Source organism: Streptomyces sp. NBC_01235 (genome assembly GCF_035989285.1).
Lineage (GTDB): Bacteria > Actinomycetota > Actinomycetes > Streptomycetales > Streptomycetaceae > Streptomyces.
In genome coordinates this window covers 7,657,637-7,680,725 of sequence record NZ_CP108513.1, presented here as the reverse complement: position 1 = coordinate 7,680,725, position 23,089 = coordinate 7,657,637, and the positions used below count along the sequence as shown (strand labels likewise).

Below are 23,089 nucleotides of genomic sequence, written 5' to 3'. Positions count from 1 at the left end.
GGCCTTCAGCCTCTCCAGGTCGCGGCGAGAGCGAGCAGGGCCTCGTTCTCCTCCGGCAGACCGATCGTCACCCGGACGCCCTCGCCGAGGAACGGGCGCACCACCACCTTCCCGTCGAGACAGTGCACGGCGAAGTGCGCGGCGTCGTCGGCGAGCGGCAACCAGACGAAGTTGGCCTGGGAGTCCGGGACTTCGAAGCCGAGATCACGCAACCGCATGCTCACGCGCTGTCGTTCGGCGACCGTGAGCGCCGCCCGCCGGACGACCTCCGCGCGCTCGCCGAGGGCGACGACGGCGGCCTCCTGGGCGAGAGCGCTGACGCTGAACGGCACCTGGGTCTTGCGCACCTGGGCGGCGAGCTCCGGCGGCGCCACGCAGTAGCCGGCCCGCAGCCCCGCCAGGCCGTACGCCTTGGAGAAGGTGCGCAGCACCACCACGTTCGGCCGGTCACCGAGCAGGTCGAGGGCGTCGGGGACCAGCGCCGGATCGGCGTACTCACGGTAGGCCTCGTCGACGACGATCAGTACGTCGTCCGGAACCCGGTCCGCGAAGTCGCCGAGCGCCCGCTCGCCGACCGCGGTGGAGGTGGGGTTGTTGGGGTTGCAGACGAAGACCAGCCGGGTCCGGCCGGTGATCGCGGCGGCCATGGCGTCGAGGTCCAGCGCGTGGTCACGCAGCGGGACCCGCACCGCCGTGCCGCCCGCGATCGCCGTGAGGATCGGGTACGCCTCGAAGGACCGCCACCCGAAGACGACTTCGTCGCCGGGACCGACGACCGAGTGCAGCAGCTGTCCGCAGACCTCGGAGGAACCGGCGCCCACCGCGATCCGCTCCGGCTCGACCCCGTGGTGGACGGCTATGGCCCGGACGAGTGAGGAAGCGCTCATGTCGGGGTAGCGCGACACACCGCCGGCCAGTTCGGCGAGCCTTCCGGCGACCCCGGGCAGCAGCCCGTAGGGGGACTCGTTGCTGGCCAGGGCGGCCGCACCGGGCTGCTTGCGGCCCGGGACGTAGGCGGGCAACTGAGCCAAAGAGGAACGGACGCGCACCATGCTCGACTCGCTTCTGAAGCGGGGGGCCCGGGGCCGTGCCTCCGGGCACTTGACAGGGAAATCCTGGAGAGTGGACGACAAACGCTCAACTGTTTGGAGAATTCGGCGACCGATCGCCGAAATCAGGCTTTTGCGCGGCAACCCGTCTCATCGCTCGCATCTCCGGGCTCCTGCCACGAGACGGACGGCACGGGCACCGCCGGACACCGGCGGCCTCCGCTGATCACAAGTCGGCCACATGGCCCTTTCCGGCACCCCGGCCGACGGCGCGGCCCGCGAAGACTGCACCCGCCCACTCCGCGAGGTGTCCGCACCTCGCCCGCTCCGGCCGAGGGAGACCATGTCCAGGCCCCATCCCGCACACGGGTCGCTGATGTCACTGGTGGCGGCTGTCGCGCTGCTGACGGCCGGCTGCTCGGCGACGGCCGACGGCACGGAAGCCGCCGGCTGCCGCGAGACCGACGGCTGGTCGCTGAGGGAGCAGGCGCGGTGGCTGCGCTCCACCGTGTCGTTCCCCGGGGCCACGGCGGGCGAAGGGGCTGACGAGAGCGCGGCCGACAAGGACGCGGCCGTGGTGATCCGCTCGCGTGGCACGAACGACGGCGGGCCGCTGTGCGAACCGATCCGCGTCCAGGTCGAGTTCTGGGAGCTCACCGCCACGACAACGGGGACGGACATGACGTCCGTGCTGCGCTACCGGCTGGTCACCGACGGAAGCGAGGACCGCGCCATCGGCTTCCCTCCCGGCCTTTCCGCCGCGGAACGCGACGCCTGCACCGGCGTCCTCATGGCGGCGTACCCGGGCGCGCGCCTGACCGAGGCCGAACTGCCGGAAGACATCGGCCACTTGACTTCCCCCACGACCGCGGACGTGGAGTTCGGCACCGACCGGATCGGCGCGTACAGGCTGTTCCCGCCGTCGGATCCGCGACAGTGCGACGCGGACCGGCGGCCCACGACCACCCCCGCCGCCACGTCGGCCCCGTGGCCCAGAGACCATCGGTGACCGGCCGTCGGCAAGAAGTCCCCGAAAACCACGGGCAAGCCGAAGCCCGGCACCTGCCGCATCCCGGGCGGCCCGAGGACCGGCAGATCGGGCCGTTCGGCGTCCCCGCACCGAAGGAGACGCCGAGCCCCCGTGAGGTCGAGGTGATCATCCTGGTGGCCGCCGGGCTCAGCCACCGTCGCACCGTGACCGACCTCGGGCCCACGGAGGGCACCGCCGAACGCCACATGCCTCGACGTCGATTTGGTGACGGCCCCCGGGGGAGACTCAGATCATGAATGGATCGATAAGCGCCGTCAGCAGTAACGGCACGTACTCCTTCACCAAGCCCAACCGTGACAGCGTCACCCTGGTCGCCGGGCTCGGGGTGGAGGGGGACGTGCACTCCGGGACCACGGTGAAGCACCGGTCGCGGATGAAGAAGGATCCCTCGCAGCCGAACCTGCGGCAGGTCCACCTCATTCACGAGGAGCTGTTCGAGGAGGTCCGGGCCGCCGGGTTCGAGGTGACCGCCGGGCAGCTGGGCGAGAACGTGACCACGCGCGGGATCGACCTGCTCGGGCTGCCGGTCGGGACGAGGCTGCGGCTCGGGGCGCAGGCCGTGCTCGAGGTGACCGGGCTGCGGAACCCGTGCGCGCAGATCGACGACTTCCAGAAGGGCCTGCTGAAGCAGGTCGTCGGCCGGGACGCGGACGGCCGCCCGGACTTCCGGGCCGGGATCATGAGCGTAGTGCTGAGCGGGGGCGTGGTGCGGCCCGGGGACTCGATCACGGTCGAGCTGCCGGACGGGCCGCACCGGCCCCTGGAGATCGTGTAGCTACGCCCTGAACGTCGCGGGGCGTTCCGGGCTCGCCTCCGCCAGCGCCTTGGTCACCTCGTCCACACCGGCCCGCAGACCGTAGACGGGGGTGTCGGGCTGCTGGCGCCAGGAGTCGTCGATGCCGCCCGTGTCGACGGTGTCGAAGCCGAGTTCGTCGATGAGCGCGCGTACCTTCGCCTTCGCCGCCTCGTCGTCGCCGGCCACCGGGAGCGCCATCCGGTCGGGGGCGCCGGCGGGGAGCGGGCGGTCCAGGATGTCCTGGGCGTAGGTGCCGTTGAACGCCTTGATCACGGGGTGGCCGATCCGGCGTTCCGTCCAGCGGCTCTCCGTGATGCCCTCGTCCTCGATCTCGGCGATCCGGCCGTCGCGCTGCTGCGGGTAGTAGTTGTCGGTGTCGATGACGGCGACGTCGTCGGCCGCGCCGTCCAGGATGCCGGACGGCAGGTTCGGCACCGCCTTCACGGGGATCGTGATCACCACGACCTCGGCGCCGCGCGCCGCCTCCTCGACGGCCACGGGGGTCGCTCCCGTCTCCTCGGCGAGTTCCGTGAGCGTGTGCGGGCCTCGGGAGTTCGCGACGGAGACGTCGTGGCCGAGGGCGGTGAGGCGCCGGGTGAGGTTGCCGCCGATGTTGCCCGCGCCGATGATGCCGATCTTCATGACAGGCCCTGCCTTCCGGGGATCGATAGAATCGATGCACGTGCATGCATCCTGTCGGCGTCAACCCCGGTCGCCGGCGGGCTATTCCACCCGCACGACGATCTTTCCGGTGTGCGTGTTCGACTCCATCAGGCGGTGGGCGTCCCGGATGCGGTCCAGGCCGTCGAAGACCTCGGCGACGACCGGGCGCAGCGTGCCGTCGGCGAGGCCTGAGCCGATGTAGTGGGCGGCGCGGCGGCGGCCGTCCGGGATGCCGGTGACCACGAAGTTGGCGTAGCCGTGCACGGTCAGCGGCCACCGGCGGGGCAGCAGGATGGGCTGCTGGTCCAGCCAGCCGTAGCTGACCAGGGTGCCGTCCTGCACCACCGCCTCGCCCAGGGCCGCGAAGCCGGCGCCGCCGATCGCGTCGAGGACGATGTCCACGCCCTGCCCTCCGGTCAGCCGCCGGGTCTCCTTGACCACGTCCTCGTCGTCGCTGACGACGACGTGCTCCGCGCCCAGGTCGTACAGGCGTTGCCGTTTGGCCTCGGTGCGGGTGGTGACGATCGGGACGGCGCCGGCCCGGCGGGCGACCTGGATCGCGGCCGTGCCCACCCCGCTGGACCCGCCGGTGATCAGGACGCGGTCGCCGGGGCTCATCCCGGCCCGCTCGACCAGGGCGCCGTAGGCGGTCGTGTAGGTCAGCCAGACGGCGGCCGCGGTGACGGGGTCGGTGCCGGCGGGACGCGGGACGAGCGAGGTCTCCGGCAGCAGGACCCGGTCGCCGTAGACACCGTGCGCGCCCAGTTCGAAGTTGCCCGCCGACAGCACCGGGTCGCCCGGCGCGAAGGCGGTCACGCCCTCGCCGACCGCCTCGACATGGCCGGCCGCCTCATAGCCGTTGCGGGAGCCCGGCAGGGTGGGCTGGTAGTAGTAGCCGCCCGAGCGGAAGAGGGCCTCGGCCCGGTTGAGCGCCAGCGCCTCGACACGGACGAGCACCTCTCCCGGGCCGGGCGCGGGCAGTTCCACCTCCTCGACGGTGAGGACGTCGGGGCCGCCGAGTTCGTGAAAGAGCACCGCGCGAGCGGAAGTTGCTGAGGAAGTTGTCATGCCGTCGACGCTAGGGGGGCAGGGCGAGACGATCCATGTCTCTCGGTATCGGTTTCCTGTCCATGCGTCTCGCTCCCCGCTCAAAAGGCCTACGGTGTCGGCATGGACGTACTCAGCGACGCCGTCGCCGCGATGCGCACCGGGCGGCCGCACTCCTCCCGACGGGACAAGTTCGCGCCCTGGGGGACCCGGTTCGGGGCCTCGAACGGGGCCGGGTTCCATGTGCTGCTGCGCGGGTCGGCGTGGCTGATCCCGGCGACGGGCGAGCCGGTGGCGCTGGCGGCCGGAGACGTGGTGTTCCTGGCACACGGGCACGGACACGCGCTCGCCAGCGGGCTCGACGTACCCGTGGAGGAGGTGAAGGTGGACCCCGACGGGCGCTGGCGCGAACAGCCGCCCGCGGAAGGGGAGTCGGCGCCCGCGGACACCGTCATGATGTGCGGCGTCTACCAGTTGGACCGCGGCCGCGCCCACCGTCTCCTGGCCGAGCTGCCTGAGGTGGTGCACCTGCCCGCCCGGGTCGGCACGCACCGTTCACTGCGGGCGGCGGTGGAGCTGCTGGGCATGGAGCTGGACGAGCGCAGCCCCGGTTCGGACGCCATCGTGACCGCGCTCCTGGACACCCTGCTGCTGTACATCCTGCGCGCCTGGTGGCAGCAGGAGCGGGGGGCCGGGCGGGCGGCGGGCTGGGCGGCCGCGCTCGCCGACCCGGCGGTCTCGGCGGCCCTGCGCGCGATCCACGGCGACCCGGCCCGCCCGTGGACCGTGGAGGAACTCGGCGCCGAGGGCGGCCTCTCCCGCGCGGCCTTCGCCCGCCGGTTCGCCGCCCTGGTGGGCGAGCCGCCGCTGACCTATCTGACGTGGTGGCGGATGACGACCGCCGGCCGGCTGCTGCGCGCGGACGACCTGCCCCTGCGCCAGGTCGCCCAACACACCGGCTACACCTCGGAATTCGCCTTCGCCAAGGCGTTCAAGCGGGAGTACGGGGTGGCGCCGGGACAGTACCGGCGCCGGACCGCCCCGGGCGCGGTCGCACTGCGGCCCTGAGGACCGCCCACCCCGCGAACGGATCCGCCGGCTCCCGCCCCGAGACCAACTCTCCTGTGGCGCGAGCACTGGGCGCTCCTCGGGGCCAACGGGGCTGGAAAATCCACCCTGCTCGGCCTGCTCGGCGCCCTCCTGCACCCCACCCGGGGCACGGTGGAGGTACTGGGCCGCCGGCTCGGCCGGGTTGACGTCCGGGAGCTGCGGGCGTACGTCGGACACGTCGATCCCCGCCATGCGCCGTCCGCGCCGCTGGCGGTCAGGGATGTCGTCCTCACCGGACTCACCAACTCCGTTGCCCTGCTGCCCCGTTGGCGCCCCACTCCGAAGCAGGAGGCGCAGGCCGACCGGCACCTCGACACGCTCGGCCTCTCCGGTCACCGCACGGCACGCCGGCCCACGCTCTCGCAGGGGCAGCGCGGCCGGACCCCGATTGCCCGCGCGCATGGGGGTACCTCCCGGCTCGAGCGAAGCCGAGAGTTGGGGGAGCCCGAGCCCAGGCTGCTGCTCCTGGACGAACCGGCGACCGGCCTGGACCTGCCGGGCCGCGAGCGTCTGCTCGACGCGTTGGACTCGCTGCGCCGGGCACATCCCCGGCCGGCGACCGTCCTGGTGACCCACCACCTGGAGGAGCTCCCCGCGGGCACCACCCACGCCCTCCTCCTGCGCGACGGCCGCACCCTCACCCAGGGCCCCGCCCCTGAGGTCCTCACCGGCGACCGGGTCGGGAAGCGCTTCGACCTGCCGCTGGTGCTGGAACGGCACGGGGGCCGCTGGAGCGTGCGCATCGACCGGCCGGCCTGACGCGCGGCATGGCGAAGGGGGGCACCCCGCAACGCGGTGCCCCCCTCCCGGCTCACGTCACTTGTTCAGGTGGGCCCAGAACTCGTCGAACGAGAGAACCTTGTCGCCGTTGAGGTCACGGCTCTTGATGATGGCCTCGGCGACCGACTCGGTGACGTTCCAGTCGCCCCCCTGGGCCAGGGCGGTCTTGAACTCGGCCGCGGTGATGAAGCCGTCACCGTCCGTGTCGATCCGCTGGAACTGCTTGCGCGCTTCTTCGATGTCGGCCACCGATCCGCCCCTCTTCGTCATGCCTTGCGGTCGTACGTTGCTGTTCTACTGACGCAGGTCAGATTAACGGCCCTGGTGAGCGCGCGGCGCAGCGGCCGTCCGGGAGCGCCCGAAGCCCGGTGGGAGTGTGCTTGTGGGCCGTGCCGCGGGCGGAGATCGAGGAGCACGGTCATGGGCGACTTGCGGGACATTCTCGACGCGGCCGCACACGGTGTGTTCCCGCCGTCCGACGGCCGGACGACCGTCGTCCCCCAGCCCTCCCCCCGCGAGGCGGGCGTCCTCTCCTTCACCGCGCACTCGGTCGTCTTCGTCGACGAGGACCCGGACTGGGTGTACGGGGCGCTGCGCGGTGTCGACTCCGATCCGCTGTCGGCGTCCATGAACCCGCGGTTCCTGGCCGCTCTCATGGAGCGCACGGGGCGTACGGCCGAGACGATCGACACGATGCTGGTGGGCGCCCCCCTGCCCGGCGAGCCCCTTCTGCCGCTGCGGGAGATCGAGGAACGGGACCATCCCCGGATCCGCTACGCCCGGCGCCGGCGCGACGGAGTGCGGGCCTGGGCGGCGGCCGGCGGGATCCTGGTCATGGGGCGCGGTATCGGCGGCCGGCTGGAGGTGTCGGTCGAGGTCGAGGAGCCGGGACTGCGCCGGGGCCTCGGCCGCCGTCTGGTCACCGCGGCCCGCCACGTGGCCACGGAGCCGGTCTGGGCCCAGGTCGCCCCGGGAAACGCCCGCAGCGTACGGGCGTTCCAGGCGGCGGGGTACGTACCGGTGGGCGCGGAGATCCTGCTGATCCCCGCTTCCGGTCCGGCAGCGCCCTGAAGGGGTGGCGCTTCCCCCGGAGTGCCTAGCGGAAGATGCCCGTGTGGCCGAGCGAGTAGCGGCCGGGCTGCGGGTAGACGGCGAGGCCGTGCGGACCGTTGCCGACCTTGATGCGGGCGAGCTGGTGTCCGGTGCGGGTGTCGATGGCATACACCTCGGCGTCGTAACGGCCGGACAGCCACAGGACCTTGCCGTCGGCCGAGACGCCGCCCATGTCGGGGCTGCCGCCGTCGGGCAGGCGCCACTTCTTGGTGAGCGCGTTCTTGGTGAAGTCGAAGACGGAGACGGTGCCCTCGCCCCGGTTGGAGACGTACATCTCGCGGGAGTCGCGGCTGACGTACAGCCCGTGACAGCCCTTCCCGGTGTACAGGAACCGCGGTTCGCCGAACGTGTCGCCGTCGACGATCCACATGCCGTCGGCCTTCATGTCCGCGACGTAGAACCGCTTGCCGTCGGGCGAGACCTTCACGTCCTGGGGCATGGCGCCCTTGAAGGGGAGTTTCTGCTGTCCGACGACCTTCATCTTCTCGGTGTCGACCTTCAGCAGCTCACCGCTGAACTCGCAGGACACGATGAAGTACCTCCCGTCGAGGGAGAAGTCGGCGTGGTTGACGCCGTAGCAGGTGACCGGCTCCGTCTTGATCCGCTTCATGGTGTGCGGGTCGCGGAAGACGAGTTCGCGGTCGAGGGAGGCCATGACGACGGCGTATCTGCCGTTGGGCGTGAAGTACAGGTTGTACGGGTCGTGCACGTCGACCGGCTTGCCGGCCTTCCCGGTCCTCGGGTCGATGGGGGTGAGGGTGTGCCCGCGGTCGTTGTTGACCCACAGCGTCTTCATGTCCCAGGAGGGCACGACGTGCTGCGGCTGGCGGCCGACCCGGATGGTCTCGACGACCTCGTACGTCTTCGGGTCGATGACGGAGACGGTGTCGGACTCGGTGTTGGGGACGTAGACCCGGGACGGGAAGTCCTTGACCACCGGGGAGAGCTTGCCCGGGCGGTCGGCGGCGTAGACGTCCTTCGGGTCGAGCACGGGCGGCATGCCGGGCAGACCGTCGACGGCCGGTTTCCGCGCCTTCTTCGCCGGTGCGGGGGCGGCGGCCCGGGTGGCGCTGTCCGAGCCGTCCCGGTCCGCGCCGACCTTGCTCCCGGTGCCGCAGGCGGCGAGGACGGCGAGCGCGGCGCCGGCCAGCAGGGCGCTTTTCACGAGGTTGCGGTGCATCAGCCGATCAGCTCCGTGGTGGTGACCGCGCGCAGTCCGCGGCGGTCGAGTGCGTCCAGGACGGCGGGGAGCGCGGCGACCGTGTCCGCGTACCCGCAGTGCAGGCTCACGACGGACCCGCCCCGGACCGCGCCGAGGACGTTGCGGGTGACGGCGGGGGCCCCGGGCGAGGTGAAGTCGAGGGAGTCGACGTCGTAGGAGAGGACGTGCGGATAGCCGGCGCGGCGGGCCAGCGTCTCGACGAGCGGGGAGGCGCGGGGGGTGCGGGAGGGGCGGAACCAGGTCCCGATGGACCCGGTGAGCCTGCGCAGCCGCTCGGCGCAGCGGGTGATCTCGGCCGCCGCGTCCGCCGCGGACATGGCGTTGATGTCCAGGTGGCGCTGGGTGTGGTTGCCCAGGTCGTGGCCGCCGTCGAGGATGCGGCGGGCGAGGTCGGGATGTTCGTCGAGCCAGGTCCCGACGGCCAGGACGGTGACCCGGGCACCGCGCCGCTCGGCCTCCCCGAGCAGCGCCCGGGCGACGGAGGGTTCACCCTGTCCGTGAAAGGTGAGGGCGACCCGGGGACGGTCACGGGGACCGTGGGTGATCTGGACGGGCTGCCCGGGGTAGGCGCGGGGGGCGGGGGCTGGGCTCGGGGAGGTGGCGGCGGCAGGGGTCACGGAGGTCGGGGCATGGTGGGCGGCGACGGCACCGGAGGCGGACCCGGAGGGCGAGCACGCGGCCGCGAACGCACCCCCGGCGACGAGCCCGGCGCCCGCCCGCAGCACGGAACGACGGTCGGATGTGGTCACCCACACCATTTAAGGGGTGATATGCCGCGATTCCGGCCATTGACGCAACCGGCCGGTCCGGCGCCTCCCCGGCGAGGCACTGCCCAGTGCTTTGACCGGGATGGTTCGCCGGGTTGGCGGTCTCAGCGGTTGGATGGACGGTGACGTCCGCTCCGACGGCTGGGGGGCTGGTGGCTGAGCCTGTCCGTGTGCGTGGGTCGACCGACCAGGAAGGGCAGAGGCTGCAGCAGATCGTGGACCATCGCCAACTCCAACCACCGCAACCACCTGTCGCAGACCCGGGCCCCGCATGCCTGCCTCCGCCGGCGCAACGCCAACGCCGGCCACCCCGAAGTCCTTGCCGCCCAACGCCGCGAACGGGCCCGCATCCGCAGCGAAAAGGCATCCGGTGGGGTGGACGCCCCCTCAGCCCAGCAGCCTGACCAAGAGCCGGCGATCCAGGCGGTCGGCGCACCAGTGACGCGTGCAGCGCATCGAACACGTCACGAAGTACCAAGGCGTCGATCGGATCGATTTCCATCTGCAAGTGACACACGTCGTCGTCACCGTTGGGAGTCAGGCGCACGAAGAAGGCGAAACCGCCCCCGACGGCTCGGCGCTCGGCGTCGGCGGATTGTTGCGGCCGGAAGTCACTGCTGCGGAGAAGCGTCCACCCGACGGCGCGCGCAGGTAGGAGAGCATCCGCGCCGCGAAGTCCACGGTCTCCTCGGTGCTGAGGTACGCGGTGAAGTCGGCTGTCAGCGAGGAGCACCCATCTGCGGTGACCCGCCGGCTGCCCCACCGGTCTGAGTGAGTTCCAGCCACGCGTCGTCGCTGCCGAGGCGTATCCGCGGTCCTTCCATCGTCGCCCTCCGACATCCGTGCCCTGGGCTCGTGGTCCTATGAGGCGGATCGTGCCTTGACTGGGTATGCCTGCCGATTTGGTGTTCGTCGCCCAACAGTCCGGGGCCGTGGTCCGACTGGGGAGAGGGAGTGAGCACTCCAGCAGTCGTGACGGCGTTCGGACCGGCCCTTCCAGAACCTTGATCTCTTCGCGTAATCTCCCTCGTGCCTTACAGCATGTTCACGCCACGGTCAGGGGGAGGCCGCATGCGGCACCGTTCCACTCCGCTCGCCACCGCTCTGGGCGGGGCGGCGCTGCTGTTCACGGCCGTCGCGTGGGGTTCGGCGGTCGTGCGGTACGACGCGGTCGCCCCGCGCTTGGACATCCTGGTGCCATTGGCTTTGGCAGCCCTGCTCGCCGTTGGCTGGTTGCTGGCTGTCCGGGCGGCGCCGCCCGTGGAGCAACTGCCGGCCGCTGCAGCGCGGGAGGGGATACCCGCCACGCTGGGGACGGTACGCCGCGACTGGGGGCACGTCGGCGCGGCCTACCTCACCGTCTGGGCCCCGTTCGCCGCCGCTCGTGCCGCCTACGGGGAGGGCGGGTCGGTCTTCGGTAGTGCCTACTGCGGTCTCACCTTGTTTTTCGGTGTCGTGATGTCCCTGTATGCGACCGGTCTGCTCACCGACCAACTCGGGGCCGCGCAGCGGATGCTCAAGGAGGACGCCGCCGCGGGCAGTGTGCATGCGGTGCGCGTCCGGTTCGGCACCCCGGTGCGGGAGGAGTACCGGCGGCCCACCGGAATGGGTGTCGGCAGCGTCATGACCACCAGCTCGTACTACGTCGACCTGCTGCCTGAGGGCGGTGCTGACGGGCAAGATGCCATCCGGCTCAAATCCATGTCCGGCGACAACTTCCGGATACCGATAGGTGAGAAGCACCTGTCGCACGCCGCCGCCCAACTGTCCGGCCACACCGGCTGGCTGTGCTGGCCCACGCGGTGGAAGGACATCGCGGGCACGGACAAACAGCGCAGGCTTTCCGCCGCCTTCGTCGCCGACACCGGCCACGTGGTCTGGGGCCTGATGGCACAGCAGGACTGGGAGTCCTGGCTGCGCGACGATGCCGCGCCGGTGCGCGAGACCGACACCGGGCTCGCCGTCGAACCGCTTCCCCGCCCATCTCGGTTCCGTTCAAAGGTGCATGCCCGGACCCTGCTCATCGCGGCGGTCGCGGCCCTCACCGCCGTCCCCTACCTGGTCGGCGCCGTACCGTACGGGCTGGGTTTGGCGCTTGGTGCGGTCGCGGGAGTCCTGGCTCTCGTTGCCGGAGGGCGGTTGGGCATTGTCGGGGTCCAGAAACAGAACATGGATCCGGAGCTGTGGACCGTACGCCACGAGGCGCATCCATCGCTGCGCTGAGTTCCGTTGTTCGCCCTTCCGCCGGTCCGACCCGTGCCGTGGCCGGTTCACGAGCCATGAACACCAACCCGGCGAACTCTCCCGGTCACAGCACTAGCGGTCGGCGACCCGCATCTCGAACCACGTCGTCTTACCCCGAGGCAGCAGGTCCACGCCCCACCGGTCGGACAGCTTGTCGACGAGGAACAGACCCCGCCCGCTGACGTCCAACTCCTGGACCGGCATCAGACAGGGCAGCCCCCGAGAGGGGTCGCGGACCTCGACGCGGATCCAGCCGCGCCGACGCCGCATGCGTAACCCGAAGACCCGGGCGCCGGTGTGGCGTACGGCGTTGCCGACGAGTTCGGAGACCAGGAGGACCGCGTCCTCCGTCATCTTGGGGGTCAGTCCCCACTGACGCAGAACGACGACCTGGACCAGCCGGCGGGCCGTGGCGGCGGACTCGGGGCGGGACGGGAGCGGAACCTCGCCCTCCGTCGGGTTGCCGAACAACTCCAGCGCCTTGAGCGCCCGTTCGTCCTCGACCGCAGGCGACCAGCGCGCCGCGGTCGCACGGCCCTGTCCCCGCGGCTGTTCGATGCCCTCCAGCCCCGCCATGCCCCCATCATGGCCGCCCGGAGTCCCCTCCGGGGCCGTTCCTACGGAATACACCCCCCGGAACCTGTCATTCCGCACCTTTCGATCGGCATATGCCAGCGGCAGTCAGTTGCCCACCGAACCACGACCGACCTGCGATGACGGCTCGTCCGGAGGCAATCGGCAGGCCCCCTCGACCGGGCAGACCCAAGGTCGCCTCAAGGCTCCCGTGAACCGCCCCATCGAGGGACCCGGATGAGACATCCCGTCAACTGCAAGTGATTCCGGGGAAATCGAAGGAGACCTCGCTCACAGGAACTTGGCCTTGCCGGGGCCTTCCTCCACGAAGCTGCGCATGCCGATCTCACGGTCGGCGGTCGCGAACAGGCCCGCGAACCAGTTCCGTTCGATCGCCAGGCCCGTCTCGATGTCCGTCTCCAGACCGGTGTCGATCGACTCCTTCGCAGCGCGCAGCGCCATCGCCGGACCCTGCGCCAGCTTCGCCGCCCAGGCCTGCGCCTCCGTGTACACGTCGGCGGCCGGGACCACCCGGTCCACCAGACCCAGGGTCAGCGCCTCGTCGGCCTTCACCATCCGGCCCGTGAAGATGAGGTCCTTCGCCTTGGAGGGGCCGACCAGCCGGGCCAGGCGCTGGGTGCCGCCGGCGCCGGGGATCAGCCCGAGCAGGATCTCCGGCTGGCCCAGCTTGGCGTTGTCCCCGGCGATGCGGAAGTCCGCGCACAGCGCGAGCTCGCAGCCGCCGCCCAGCGCGTATCCGGTGACGGCCGCCACGACCGGCTTGGGGATACGGGCCACCGCCGTGAAGGAATCCTGCAGCGCGCGGGCGCGCAGGACCATCGCGGTGTGGTCCATCGCCTGCATCTCCTTGATGTCCGCGCCCGCCGCGAACACCTTCTCGCCGCCGTACACGACGACCGCGCGTACGTCGTCACGACGGGTCGCCTCCTCGGCGAGCTCCTTGAGCCGGTCCTGGGTGGCGATGTCCAGCGCGTTCATGGGCGGGCGGTCGAGGCGGATCGTGCCGACGCCTTCGGCGACTTCGAGATTCACGGTCATGGCAGCAGGTTAACGGGGACTAACGGCAACAGGGCCAGTGCGGTCGGTCACGTCCGGCCGGGGGTGTGGGGGTTGGTCCCCAGGCAGGCACAGCACCATCACTGACGACAACGGGCCCGGTGCCGTATGTCACAGCACCGGGCCCGTCGGGGAGAGCGTTACTTCTTCCACTCCGCCCACGAGATGTTCCAGCCGTTGAGGCCGTTGGCCGGGTCGACCGTCGGGTCGGTGGAGTTCTTCACGACCACCACGTCGCCGACCATCGAGTGGTTGAAGAACCAGGCGGCCGACACGTCGCTGTCGTAGCCGCCGCGCACGTCCCGCAGGCCGATGCAGCCGTGGCTGGCGTTGTAGTTGCCGAAGGCGTCGCCGCCCCAGTAGTTGCCGTGCACGAAGGTGCCGGAGTTGGTCAGCCGCATGGCGTGCGGGACGTCCTTGATGTCGTACTCGCCGTCGTAGCCGACGGTGTCGCCGTTCATCCGGGTCACCGTGAACTTCTCACTGATGACCATCTGGCCGTTCCAGGTCGCGTAGCCGGGCTTGCCGGTGGTGACCGGGACGGACTTGACGACCTTGCCCTCCTGCATGACCATCATCGTGTGCTTCTTGGCGTCCACGACGGACACCTGGTTGCGGCCGATGGTGAAGGACACCGTCTTGGACTGCTTGCCGTAGACGCCCTTGCGGCCCTCGACGCCGTCGAGGTTCAGCTCGACCGTCACCTTGGTGCCGGCCTTCCAGTACTTCTCGGGACGGAAGTCCAGGCGGTCGTTGCCGAACCAGTGGCCCTCGACCTCGACGGCCGGCACAGTCGTGATCTTGATGGCCTTCTCGACGTCGTCCGGCTTGGTGATGCCGCGCGTGAAGTTGACCGAGAACGGCATCCCGACACCGACCTTCGAGCCGTCCTCGGGCGTGAAGTTGCCGACGAAGGTGTTCTGCGGGCTCAGCGTGGTGAAGGACGAGTCCTCGGCGGCCGTCCGGCCCTCGGAGTCCTTGGCTACCGCATGCACCTGGTACGCGGTGGACGCGGCCAGGTGCGTGGCGGGCGTCCAGCCTGCGCCGTCGGCCGAGATCGTGCCGTCGATCTTCCTGCCCTTGGTGTCCTTGACGGTGACCTCGGTCAGCTTGCCCTTGGCGGCGGTGACCTTCAGGGTGCCGCTGGTGTCGACGTCCTTGGCACCGGTCTTCGGGGCGATCGTGACGACCGCCTCCGACTGCTTGCTCTCGGCGGAGGCGGAAGCCCCCTTGTCGCCCACGTCCTTGGCGTCGGCCCCGGAGTCCGAGTCCCCGCCACCACACGCCGTGACGGCCAGCAGCAGCCCTCCGGCGATCAGCGCCAACCGCTTGTTGCGGCCGTGCGGGCGCCTCCCAACCGACGCCCCCGATATCGGTCGCACGTTCAAAGTCGTTCTCCCCACTCCCCCGGGCCCTGCCCAGGCCCGCACCGCGACGCGTCCCCCGCGTTCGCCGCATATTAACCACAAGGTCAACGGCCTGGACGGGCCAAGATTGTCACCGTTCAGTCCCAACTAGGACCTTGGGAACGCGGGGAAGGTTGCACCGGGAACGAGGTCATTTCACGGCGCCGCCGGCGATCCACTCCTGCCAGCTCAGGTTCCAGCCGCCCAGCCCGTTGTCGGGGGCGACCTGCTTGTCCTTGCTGTGGACGACCTCGACGACGTCCCCGACGAGGCTGCGGTCGAAGAACCAGCCCGCAGGCGTGTCCGAGCCGCCGCCCTTGACGTCCCTCAGGCCCACGCAGCCGTGGCTGAGGTTGACCCTCCCGAAGGCCTCCTCCTCCGCCCAGTAGTTGCCGTGCAGGAAGGTGCCCGAGCTGGTCAGCCGCATGGCGTGGGGCACGTCCGGGATGTCGTACTCGCCCTTGCCGTTCGCCTTCCTGAAGCCGACCGTGGCACCGTTCATCCGGGTCAGCTCCAGCATCTCGGTCACCACCATCTTGCCGTTGTAGGTGGTGTTCTTCGGCGCCCCGGCGGTGATCGGCACGGTGGCCAGCAGGTCGCCGTCGCGCCGCACCTGCATGGTGTGTTTCGCCGCGTCCACCAGGGAGACCTGGCTGCGGCCGACGGTGAAGGAGAACGACTTCTTCTGGAGTCCGTAGACGCCGGGCGCCCCCTCGACGTCCCGCAGGCCGAGCGCGACGGTGACGCGGGTGCCGGGCGCCCAGTACCGCTCGGGACGGAAGTCGAGCCGGGTGTCGCCGAACCAGTGCGGCCGGACCTCCACCGCGGGCTCGGCCGTGACCCGCACCGCGCGTTCGACCGCGGCCCGGTTCTCGATCTCCCGGTTGAACTCCAGCGAGACGATCATGCCGGTGCCGACGGTGGAACGGTTCTCGGGGGTGACGTAGCCGATGAAGCGCTCCTCGGGGACGTACGTGGCGAACGTGGTGTGCCGGGCCGAGCGGTTGCCGTCGCCGTCCAGGGCCACGACGTCGACCGTGTAGCGGGCGGCGAGCCCGAGCCGGTCGTCGTCCGGCCGCCAGCTCAGGCCGTCCGCGGCGACCTTGCCCGGCACCTCGGTCTCCTGCGCGTCCTGCGACCGGACGACCTTCACCGACTCCAGCCGCCCGTCCGGCACCCTCACCCGCAGCTCCTGTCCGGGCCGCACGCCCTTGGTGCCGTCCTCCGGGGTGACGCGGATGACGTCCTCGGGGGCCAGCGGTTTGCCGAGCATCCGGTCGATGCCGCTCCGGCTGTCGCCGCCGGTGCAGCCGGCGGCCCCGGCCAGTAGTCCTGCCCATGTCAGTACGGCGGCCAATGCGACCCCCGCGCGCCGTGCGCGCCCATGTACGTGCCTCACGGGGTACCCAACGACCGGGCACGCCCCGGGGAAACGTGAGTGCGAGGGCCGCTCTGGGCAGAAATGGGGGGAGGACGACGCGACGGGGAGCCGCGGCGGGACACCGCGCGCTCTTTTCCCACGTCGTTCCATGAGCCGCGGGAGGCGAGCCGGTGTCCAGCGCAGCCGAGCAGGAGGCGGTGGCGGCCGAGCGCGCCGCGCCGGACACCGTCGTGAACGGTGCGTCGCGCAAGGTGCCGGGCCCACCCGTGCGACCCGGCGCGCCCACACCGCTGGGCGCCCGTTTCCGGGTCGGCCCGGACGGCGTCGCGGGCACCAACTTCGCGCTGTGGGCGGGCGGCGCGGAGGCGGTCGAGCTGTGCCTGTTCGACGAGGCCGGACGGGAGACGCGCGCCCGGCTCACCGAGCTCACGCACGAGATCTGGCACGGCTTCGTGCCCGGGGTCATGCCGGGCCAGCGCTACGGCTACCGGGTGCACGGCCGCTGGGACCCGTGGACCGGCGGCCGCTGGAACCCGGCGAAGCTGCTCCTGGACCCGTACGCCCGTGCGCTCGACGGCGAGTTCAGTCTGCCGCCGGAGGTGTACGGGCACGTCCGGGACTGGCCCCAGCAGCAGGTCGCCGACACCGTCCGCGACGAACGGGACTCGGCACCGCACGTCCCGAAAGGCGTCGTCGTGCACGATGACGACGACTGGGCCGACGACCGCCGCCCGAAGACCCCGTGGGCGGACTCGGTGATCTACGAACTCCATGTGCGCGGCTTCACGCGGCTGCACCCGGCGATCCCCGAGGAACTGCGCGGCACGTACGCCGGGCTGGCGCACCCCGCGGCCGTGGAACACCTCGTGAACCTGGGCGTGACGGCGGTGGAGCTGCTGCCGGTCCACCAGTTCGCCCACGAGGACCATCTGCTGCGCCGCGGCCTGAAGAACTACTGGGGCTACAACTCCATCGGCTACTTCGCCCCGCACGCCGCGTACGCCTCCGCCGGGACGACGGGGCAGCAGGTAGGCGAGTTCAAGCGGATGGTCCGCGCGCTGCACGCGGCCGGGATCGAGGTGATCCTCGACGTCGTCTACAACCACACGGCGGAGGCGGGCGAACTGGGCCCGACGCTGTCGCTGAAGGGCATCGACAACCGCGGCTACTACCGCCTCCAGTCGGACGCCCGCCGCTACACCGACTACACGGGGTGCGGAAACACCCTGCACGTCGTCCAGCCGCACGTACTGCGCCTGATCACCGACTCCCTGCGCTACTGGGTGACGGAGATGGGCGTCGACGGATTCCGCTTCGATCTCGCCGCCGCGCTGGCCCGCTCCATGCACGACGTCGACATGCTGTCCCCGTTCCTGGCGGTGATCGCACAGGACCCGGTGCTGCGCCGGGTGAAACTGATCGCGGAACCGTGGGACGTGGGCTCGGGCGGCTACCAGGTAGGAGCCTTCCCACCCCTGTGGACGGAGTGGAACGACCGCTACCGCGACGCGGTACGCGACTTCTGGCGGCACGCGCTGCCGGACGTGCGGGAGATGGGGTACCGCCTGTCGGGGTCGAGTGACCTGTACGCGTGGGGCGGCCGGCGCCCGTACGCCTCGGTCAACTTCGTGACGGCACACGACGGCTTCACACTCCGCGACCTGGTGAGTTACGAGCGCAAGCACAACGAGGCCAACGGCGAGGGCAACCGGGACGGCACGAACGACAACCGCTCCTGGAACGGCGGCGCCGAGGGCGAGACGGCCGACGAGCGCGTACTCGCCCTGCGACGACGGCAGTTGCGGAACCTGCTGACGACCCTGCTGCTGTCGACGGGCGTGCCGATGCTGGTCGCGGGCGACGAACTCGGACGCACCCAGCGGGGCAACAACAACGCCTACTGCCAGGACAACGAGATCAGCTGGCTGGACTGGGGACTGCTGGAGGACCCGGGCTGGCGCGCCCTGTTCGACCTGACCTCCCGCCTGATCGCCCTGCGCCACCGCCACCCGGTGCTGCGCCGCCGGGCCTTCTTCTCCGGGCGGGCGCACTCGGCGGACGGGCTGCGGGACCTGGCCTGGTTCACGGAGCGGGGCACGGAAATGACGGAAGGGGACTGGTACGCGCCCGCGGCGACCCTCGGCATGTACCTCTCCGGGCGGGACATTCCCGGCCGGGACGAGCGGGGCGCCCCGATCATCGACGACAGCTTCCTCGCCGTCCTGCACGCCGGGGACCGTCCGGTGGACTTCGTCCTGCCGGGTCCGCCGTGGGCGGAACGGTACGAGGTGGTCGTCGACACGTCGAGCGAGGAGCAGGGGGATGCGCCGGGGGTGACACACCCGGCGGGGGCGGCGGTGACCGTGCCGGGGCGGGCGGTGCTGTTGCTGCGGGTGGTGGGGTGAGGCTGCGCCGCGGCGACCGGTCGAACCGCGGACAGCGGGCGGGCCGGTCTCAGTCTCCGACGAAGACCGGGCAACTGCCGGGAGTCGTGGCGCAGTCCGCGAGGAAGGCGGCGAGGTCGCGGACCGCCGCGGCCCGGGCCTCGTCGGAGCAGCGGTCCAACAGATCCGGGATCTCACCGAGTGCGGCCTCGGCCTCCTGCTCGTTGAAGACCGTGTCGTCGTACGGATCGACCGTCCAGAGCTTGCCCGAGGTGTTGACGGGGAGCTCGGCGATCAGCCGAGCCGGCGCTTCACCGTGCTCGTGGGACTGTCGCACCAGGGTCGGTCCGCGCTTCGATCGCCGGCCGGGCCAGTGCGGTCGGCCGTCGTGCAACTGCAGGTCGATGCCCATGCCGCGATTCTGCCGTCCCCACGCCCTTCGCTCTCAGCGGTTCAGCGCTCCCCCCGCCCCAGGATCCCCCGCTCGTACGCCACCGCCACCGCCGCCGCGCGGTCGTTGACGCCCGACTTGGCGTAGAGGTGGGTGAGATGGGTCTTCACAGTCGGGACCCGGGCCCGCACATCGACCGGCTCGCTCGAACGCACATCAGCCGATCGGTGGATGCCGAGGTACGACCCCTCGAACACGCACCTCGAACACGCAGGTCGTAGGACCAGCGGCCGAGCCGGGTCCGGCCAAAACTCGGTGGGCGTTGTCAGTGCCGGTCCGTAGGCTCGCGGTGATGGCCAGGACACGTGCAACCACCACCCCCGACCGCTCCGCCGTACGCTCCCTGCTGCGCCTGTGGCCGTACGTCCGTCCCGTACGGCTACGGCTGTTCGCGGCCGCCTCCGTCGCCGTGCTCGCCTCCTGTACGGGCCTGGTGATCCCGCTCGTCCTGAAGTGGATGGTGGACGGCCCCGTGGCCGACCGGGACACGGCCGGCGTCTGGCTGGGCGCCCTCTACCTACTGCTGCTCGGGCTCGCCGAGGCGCTGCTGTTCGGGATGCGGCGCTGGCTGGTGGCGCGTCCGCTGTCGCACGTCGAGGCGGAGATGCGGGCGCAGTTGTACGCGCGGCTGCAGCGGCTGCCGGTGGCGTTCCACGACCGGTGGGCGTCGGGGCAGCTGCTGTCCCGAGCGACGGCCGATCTGGGGCTGCTGCGCATGTTCCTCGCCTTCCCGCTGACGTTCCTGCTGGTCAACTCGGTGACGATCGTCTTCGGCGTCGTCATCATGCTGCTCCAGGACTGGGTGCTCGGGCTGGTCATCCTGGGGCCGGCCATCCCGGTCGTGCTGATGTGCGTGTACTTCGAGAGTCGGTACGCGGTCGTGGCGCGGCGCGCCCAGGACCAGGTCGGGGACCTGACGACGGTGGTCGAGGAGAGCGTCCTCGGGATCAGGATCATCAAGGGCTTCGGCCGGCACCGCAGCCAGGCGCGGGCCTTCAGGGAACTGTCGTCGACCCTGCGCGGCACCGAGCTGGGCAAGGCGCGGCTGCTGGCCACGATCTGGGCCGTCATCGTGACGCTGCCCGAACTGGCCATCGGGGCCGCGCTGGTGCTGGGGGCGGTACAGGTGGCGGACGGCGAGCTGTCCGCGGGCACCCTGGTCGCCTTCCTGTCCACCGCGCTCGCGCTGCGCTGGCCGGTGGACTCCATCGGGTTCCTGCTGGCGATGAGCCAGGAGGCGGCGACGGCGACGGAGCGGTACTTCGAGGTGATGGACGAGCTGCCGGAGGAGCCCGGCGGCTCCGGTGAGCGTGCGCCCGTGGCCGAGGGCGGCGGACTGCGGTTCGACGGCGTCGCCTTCCGCTACCCGGACGCCGCCCCCGACTCCCGGCCCACCCTCGACGGCGTCAACCTGCACATCCGGCCCGGTGAGTCCATGGCGCTGGTCGGAGCGACCGGAAGTGGCAAGACCACCCTCACAGCCCTCGTCCCCCGGCTGCACGAGGTCACGGCCGGGCGTATCACTCTCGACGGCGAGGACATCGCCGCGATGCCCCGCGAGGAGCTGCGCGGGCGGGTCGCCGTCGCCTTCGAGGAACCGACCCTGTTCTCCGCGAGCGTCGGGGAGAACGTCCTCATGGGGGCGGACGACCGGGCCGGCGCCGTGGAGCTGGAGCGGGCGCTGGAGGTGGCGCAGGCCGAGTTCGTGCGCGCGCTGCCGCAGGGCGTCGACACCCAGGTCGGCGAGCAGGGGCTCAGCCTCTCCGGCGGCCAGCGGCAGCGGCTCGCGCTGGCCAGAGCCGTGGTCGGACGGCCCCGGTTCCTCGTCCTGGACGACCCGCTCTCCGCGCTGGACGTGCACACCGAGGCCGCCGTGGAGGCCGCGCTGCGGCAGGTTCTCGCCGACACCACCGCGCTGATCGTGGCCCACCGCCCGTCCACCGTGCTCCTCGCCGACCGCGTCGCCCTGCTGTCCGACGGGCGCGTCACCGCCGTCGGCACCCATCACGAACTGCTGCGCACCAACGCCGAGTACGCCCACCTCATGTCCGGAGACCAGTCCCCCACACTGTCCGGGGAACAGGAGGCCGACCGCCGATGACCGCCCCCACCACCGCCTCCCCCACCACCGACGACGACCAGGAGACCGTCCTGCGGGCCTCCGCCGACGACCCCTTCGACCGGGACGTCCTGCCCACCCCGCCCGGGGCCACCGGCGCGCTCCTGCGTTCCCTGCTGGCCCCCATGCGGGCGCGCGTCGCCCTCACCACCCTCCTGCTGCTGCTCCAGCAGGCGGCCGTGCAGGCGGGCCCGCTGCTGGTGGCGTACGCCATCGACCGCGCCGTACCGGCGTTCCGGGCCGACGACCACGGGCCGCTGATCGTGGTCGGCGTCGGCTACCTGCTGTGTGCGCTGGCCTCCGGCGGACTGCAGTACGCGTTCCTGATCGCCTCCGCCCGCGTCAACCAGGACGTGCTGCTCGACCTGCGCGGCCGGATCTTCCGGCACGCGCAGGCGCTGAGCCTCGACTTCCACGAGCGCTACACCTCGGGCCGGCTGATCTCCCGCTCCACCAGCGACGTCGAGGCCCTGCGCGAGCTCCTCAACGAGGGCCTTCAGGAACTCGTCTCGGTCGTGCTGTCCTTCCTGTTCATCTCCGCGATGCTGCTCTGGCTGGACCTGGGCCTGGGCGCCGTCGCGGTGGCCTCCTTCGTGCCGCTGTACCTCCTGGTGCGGGTCTACCGGCGGCGCGCGGGCCGGGTGTTCACCGCCCGGTCCACCGCGATCGCGGCCGTGATCGTGAAGTTCGTGGAGACGATGAACGGCATCCGGCCGGTGCGCGCCTTCCGCCGCGAGGCCGTCAACGAGGCCGGCTTCCGGGTCCTGAACCGGCGGCACGAGCGGCGCAACGGCGACGCGCTGCTGGAGATGGCCCGGTACGTCGTCGGGTCGCGGCTGGTCGCCAACACGGCGGTCGCGGTGATCGTGCTGTGGGGCGCCATGCGGGTCGCGGACGACACGCTGGAGCTCGGGGTGCTGGCGGCGGCGGTGCTGTATCTGCGGCGGCTGTACGACCCGATCGACCGGCTCGGCATGTTCCTCAACTCCTACCAGTCGGCGGCCGCCTCGCTGGAGAAGATCGCGGGCCTGCTCGCGCAGACACCGACCGTGCCGGAGCCTTCGGCGCCGAGCGAACTCCCTGCCCTGGAGAGCGAACAGCCCGGCCGCGAGGTCGTGTTCGACGGGGTCTCCTTCGGCTACCGCACGGGCGGCGAGGTCCTCCCCCGCTTCGACCTCACCCTTCCCGCCGGGCAGACCGTCGCCGTGGTCGGCTCGACCGGCGCCGGCAAGTCCACGCTGGCCAAGCTGCTCGCCCGCTTCTACGACCCGTCGCAGGGGCGGGTGCTGCTGGACGGGGTGGACCTGCGCGAGCTGCCGGTGCCCGAGCTGCGGCGCGGGGTGGTCATGGTGACGCAGGAGGCGTTCCTGTTCTCCGGCACGGTCGCCGAGAACATCGCCATCGGGCGGCCGGACGCGAGCCGGGAGGAGATCGAGCGGGCCGCGAAGGCGATCGGCGCGCACGAGTTCATCAGCGCGCTGCCCGACGGCTACGACACGGACGTCCGCAAGCGCGGCGGCCGTATCTCCGCGGGTCAGCGTCAACTTGTCGCGTTCGCACGGGCGTTGCTCGCCGACCCGGCGGTGCTGATCCTCGACGAGGCGACCAGCTCGCTCGACGTCCCGGGCGAGCGGGCCGTGCAGGCGGCGATGGCGACGGTGCTGAAGGGCCGTACGGCGGTGGTGATCGCGCACCGGCTGTCGACCGTGGAGATCGCCGACCGGGTCCTGGTCATGGAGCACGGCCGGGTCGTCGAGGACGGCAGTCCGGCCGAACTGATCGCGGGCACCGGCCGGTTCGCGGACCTGCACCGGGCCTGGCGCGACAGCCTGGCGTAAGCAGGTTCAGGGGCAGCG

General features: G+C 71.5%; 21 protein-coding genes and 2 pseudogenes. 11 read left to right on the top strand and 12 right to left on the bottom strand.

Translation table 11 applies throughout. The features are described from left to right. Positions 1–5: 5 nt before the first annotated feature. Positions 6–1,052 (bottom strand): histidinol-phosphate transaminase, encoded by a 1,047-nt coding sequence (gene hisC, locus OG289_RS34700; RefSeq protein WP_327317988.1) that lies wholly within the window; start codon positions 1,050–1,052, stop codon positions 6–8. 340 nt (positions 1,053–1,392) lie between these two features. Here hisC and OG289_RS34695 point away from each other — a divergent pair, with 340 nt between their 5' ends. Both OG289_RS34695 and OG289_RS34690 read left to right on the top strand, forming a co-directional pair. Beyond that, positions 1,393–2,058 (top strand): hypothetical protein, encoded by a 666-nt coding sequence (locus OG289_RS34695; protein WP_327317987.1) that lies wholly within the window; start codon positions 1,393–1,395, stop codon positions 2,056–2,058. A 274-nt stretch (positions 2,059–2,332) separates the two neighbouring features. Then, on the top strand, positions 2,333–2,875 hold the full coding sequence (locus OG289_RS34690; protein WP_327317986.1) for an MOSC domain-containing protein: 543 nt from the start codon (positions 2,333–2,335) through the stop codon (positions 2,873–2,875). Here OG289_RS34690 and OG289_RS34685 read toward each other — a convergent pair whose 3' ends face one another. Then, positions 2,876–3,538, bottom strand: a complete 663-nt coding sequence (locus tag OG289_RS34685; RefSeq protein WP_442818999.1) for an NADPH-dependent F420 reductase — start codon at positions 3,536–3,538, stop codon at positions 2,876–2,878. Between the two features lie 81 nt (positions 3,539–3,619). Continuing rightward, on the bottom strand, positions 3,620–4,627 hold the full coding sequence (locus OG289_RS34680) for a zinc-dependent alcohol dehydrogenase family protein (protein ID WP_327317985.1): 1,008 nt from the start codon (positions 4,625–4,627) through the stop codon (positions 3,620–3,622). Positions 4,628–4,729: 102 nt separating this feature from the next. Here OG289_RS34680 and OG289_RS34675 point away from each other — a divergent pair, with 102 nt between their 5' ends. Together OG289_RS34675 and OG289_RS34670 are read left to right on the top strand one after the other, a co-directional pair. Continuing rightward, positions 4,730–5,674, top strand: a complete 945-nt coding sequence (locus tag OG289_RS34675) for an AraC family transcriptional regulator (RefSeq protein WP_327317984.1) — start codon at positions 4,730–4,732, stop codon at positions 5,672–5,674. Between the two features lie 54 nt (positions 5,675–5,728). After that, positions 5,729–6,475, top strand: a complete 747-nt coding sequence (locus OG289_RS34670) for an ABC transporter ATP-binding protein (protein ID WP_327320897.1) — start codon at positions 5,729–5,731, stop codon at positions 6,473–6,475. A gap of 57 nt (positions 6,476–6,532) precedes the next feature. Here the strand turns inward: OG289_RS34670 and OG289_RS34665 are convergent, their stop codons facing one another. Beyond that, positions 6,533–6,745 carry an EF-hand domain-containing protein gene (locus OG289_RS34665; protein WP_327320896.1) on the bottom strand — a complete coding sequence of 71 codons (213 nt, stop codon included), beginning with the start codon at positions 6,743–6,745 and terminating at the stop codon, positions 6,533–6,535. Positions 6,746–6,916: 171 nt separating this feature from the next. Between OG289_RS34665 and OG289_RS34660 the strand changes: the two genes are divergently transcribed. After that, positions 6,917–7,567 (top strand): GNAT family N-acetyltransferase, encoded by a 651-nt coding sequence (locus OG289_RS34660; RefSeq protein ID WP_327317983.1) that lies wholly within the window; start codon positions 6,917–6,919, stop codon positions 7,565–7,567. A 25-nt stretch (positions 7,568–7,592) separates the two neighbouring features. Here the strand turns inward: OG289_RS34660 and OG289_RS34655 are convergent, their stop codons facing one another. Both OG289_RS34655 and OG289_RS34650 read right to left on the bottom strand, forming a co-directional pair. Beyond that, positions 7,593–8,789 carry a YncE family protein gene (locus OG289_RS34655; RefSeq protein ID WP_327317982.1) on the bottom strand — a complete coding sequence of 399 codons (1,197 nt, stop codon included), beginning with the start codon at positions 8,787–8,789 and terminating at the stop codon, positions 7,593–7,595. After that, positions 8,789–9,589: a polysaccharide deacetylase family protein gene (locus OG289_RS34650; protein ID WP_327317981.1), complete on the bottom strand. Its 801-nt coding sequence runs from the start codon at positions 9,587–9,589 to the stop codon at positions 8,789–8,791. The genes OG289_RS34655 and OG289_RS34650 overlap by 1 nt, the downstream gene beginning before the upstream one ends. Positions 9,590–9,814: 225 nt before the next feature. On the opposite strand from OG289_RS34650, the pseudogene OG289_RS34645 reads away from it, so the two are divergent. The 3 genes and pseudogenes from OG289_RS34645 to OG289_RS34635 all read left to right on the top strand — a co-directional run. Further along, a pseudogene (locus tag OG289_RS34645) lies at positions 9,815–10,002 on the top strand (hypothetical protein); the annotation flags it as partial. Positions 10,003–10,043: 41 nt separating this feature from the next. Beyond that, complete coding sequence (locus tag OG289_RS34640; protein ID WP_327317980.1) at positions 10,044–10,253, top strand: hypothetical protein; 210 nt, start codon at positions 10,044–10,046, stop codon at positions 10,251–10,253. A 416-nt stretch (positions 10,254–10,669) separates the two neighbouring features. Continuing rightward, positions 10,670–11,821: a hypothetical protein gene (locus OG289_RS34635; protein WP_327317979.1), complete on the top strand. Its 1,152-nt coding sequence runs from the start codon at positions 10,670–10,672 to the stop codon at positions 11,819–11,821. Between the two features lie 93 nt (positions 11,822–11,914). Here the strand turns inward: OG289_RS34635 and OG289_RS34630 are convergent, their stop codons facing one another. The 4 genes from OG289_RS34630 to OG289_RS34615 all read right to left on the bottom strand — a co-directional run bounded on the left by OG289_RS34630 (position 11,915) and on the right by OG289_RS34615 (position 16,297). Further along, a complete protein-coding gene (locus tag OG289_RS34630) occupies positions 11,915–12,418 on the bottom strand; it encodes an ATP-binding protein (protein ID WP_327317978.1) in 504 nt (167 codons plus the stop codon). A 288-nt stretch (positions 12,419–12,706) separates the two neighbouring features. Beyond that, positions 12,707–13,474, bottom strand: coding sequence for an enoyl-CoA hydratase/isomerase family protein (locus OG289_RS34625; RefSeq protein ID WP_327317977.1), 768 nt, complete (start codon positions 13,472–13,474; stop codon positions 12,707–12,709). A 158-nt stretch (positions 13,475–13,632) separates the two neighbouring features. Then, positions 13,633–14,880 carry a L,D-transpeptidase gene (locus tag OG289_RS34620; protein ID WP_327317976.1) on the bottom strand — a complete coding sequence of 416 codons (1,248 nt, stop codon included), beginning with the start codon at positions 14,878–14,880 and terminating at the stop codon, positions 13,633–13,635. Positions 14,881–15,049: 169 nt separating this feature from the next. Then, a complete protein-coding gene (locus tag OG289_RS34615) occupies positions 15,050–16,297 on the bottom strand; it encodes a L,D-transpeptidase (RefSeq protein WP_327317975.1) in 1,248 nt (415 codons plus the stop codon). Positions 16,298–16,449: 152 nt separating this feature from the next. Here OG289_RS34615 and glgX point away from each other — a divergent pair, with 152 nt between their 5' ends. Next, positions 16,450–18,684, top strand: coding sequence for a glycogen debranching protein GlgX (glgX, locus tag OG289_RS34610; RefSeq protein WP_327317974.1), 2,235 nt, complete (start codon positions 16,450–16,452; stop codon positions 18,682–18,684). Positions 18,685–18,733: 49 nt separating this feature from the next. Here the strand turns inward: glgX and OG289_RS34605 are convergent, their stop codons facing one another. Beyond that, the gene (locus tag OG289_RS34605) at positions 18,734–19,075 is read right to left on the bottom strand and encodes a hypothetical protein (protein ID WP_327317973.1); all 342 of its coding nucleotides are present in this window, start codon (positions 19,073–19,075) and stop codon (positions 18,734–18,736) included. 41 nt (positions 19,076–19,116) lie between these two features. After that, a pseudogene (locus tag OG289_RS34600) lies at positions 19,117–19,227 on the bottom strand (DNA-binding response regulator); the annotation flags it as partial. Positions 19,228–19,406: 179 nt separating this feature from the next. On the opposite strand from OG289_RS34600, the gene OG289_RS34595 reads away from it, so the two are divergent. Both OG289_RS34595 and OG289_RS34590 read left to right on the top strand, forming a co-directional pair. Continuing rightward, positions 19,407–21,215: an ABC transporter ATP-binding protein gene (locus OG289_RS34595; RefSeq protein WP_327317972.1), complete on the top strand. Its 1,809-nt coding sequence runs from the start codon at positions 19,407–19,409 to the stop codon at positions 21,213–21,215. Continuing rightward, a complete protein-coding gene (locus OG289_RS34590) occupies positions 21,212–23,071 on the top strand; it encodes an ABC transporter ATP-binding protein (RefSeq protein WP_327317971.1) in 1,860 nt (619 codons plus the stop codon). Before OG289_RS34595 ends, OG289_RS34590 begins: the two co-directional genes overlap by 4 nt. The last annotated feature ends 18 nt before the right edge of the window (positions 23,072–23,089 follow it).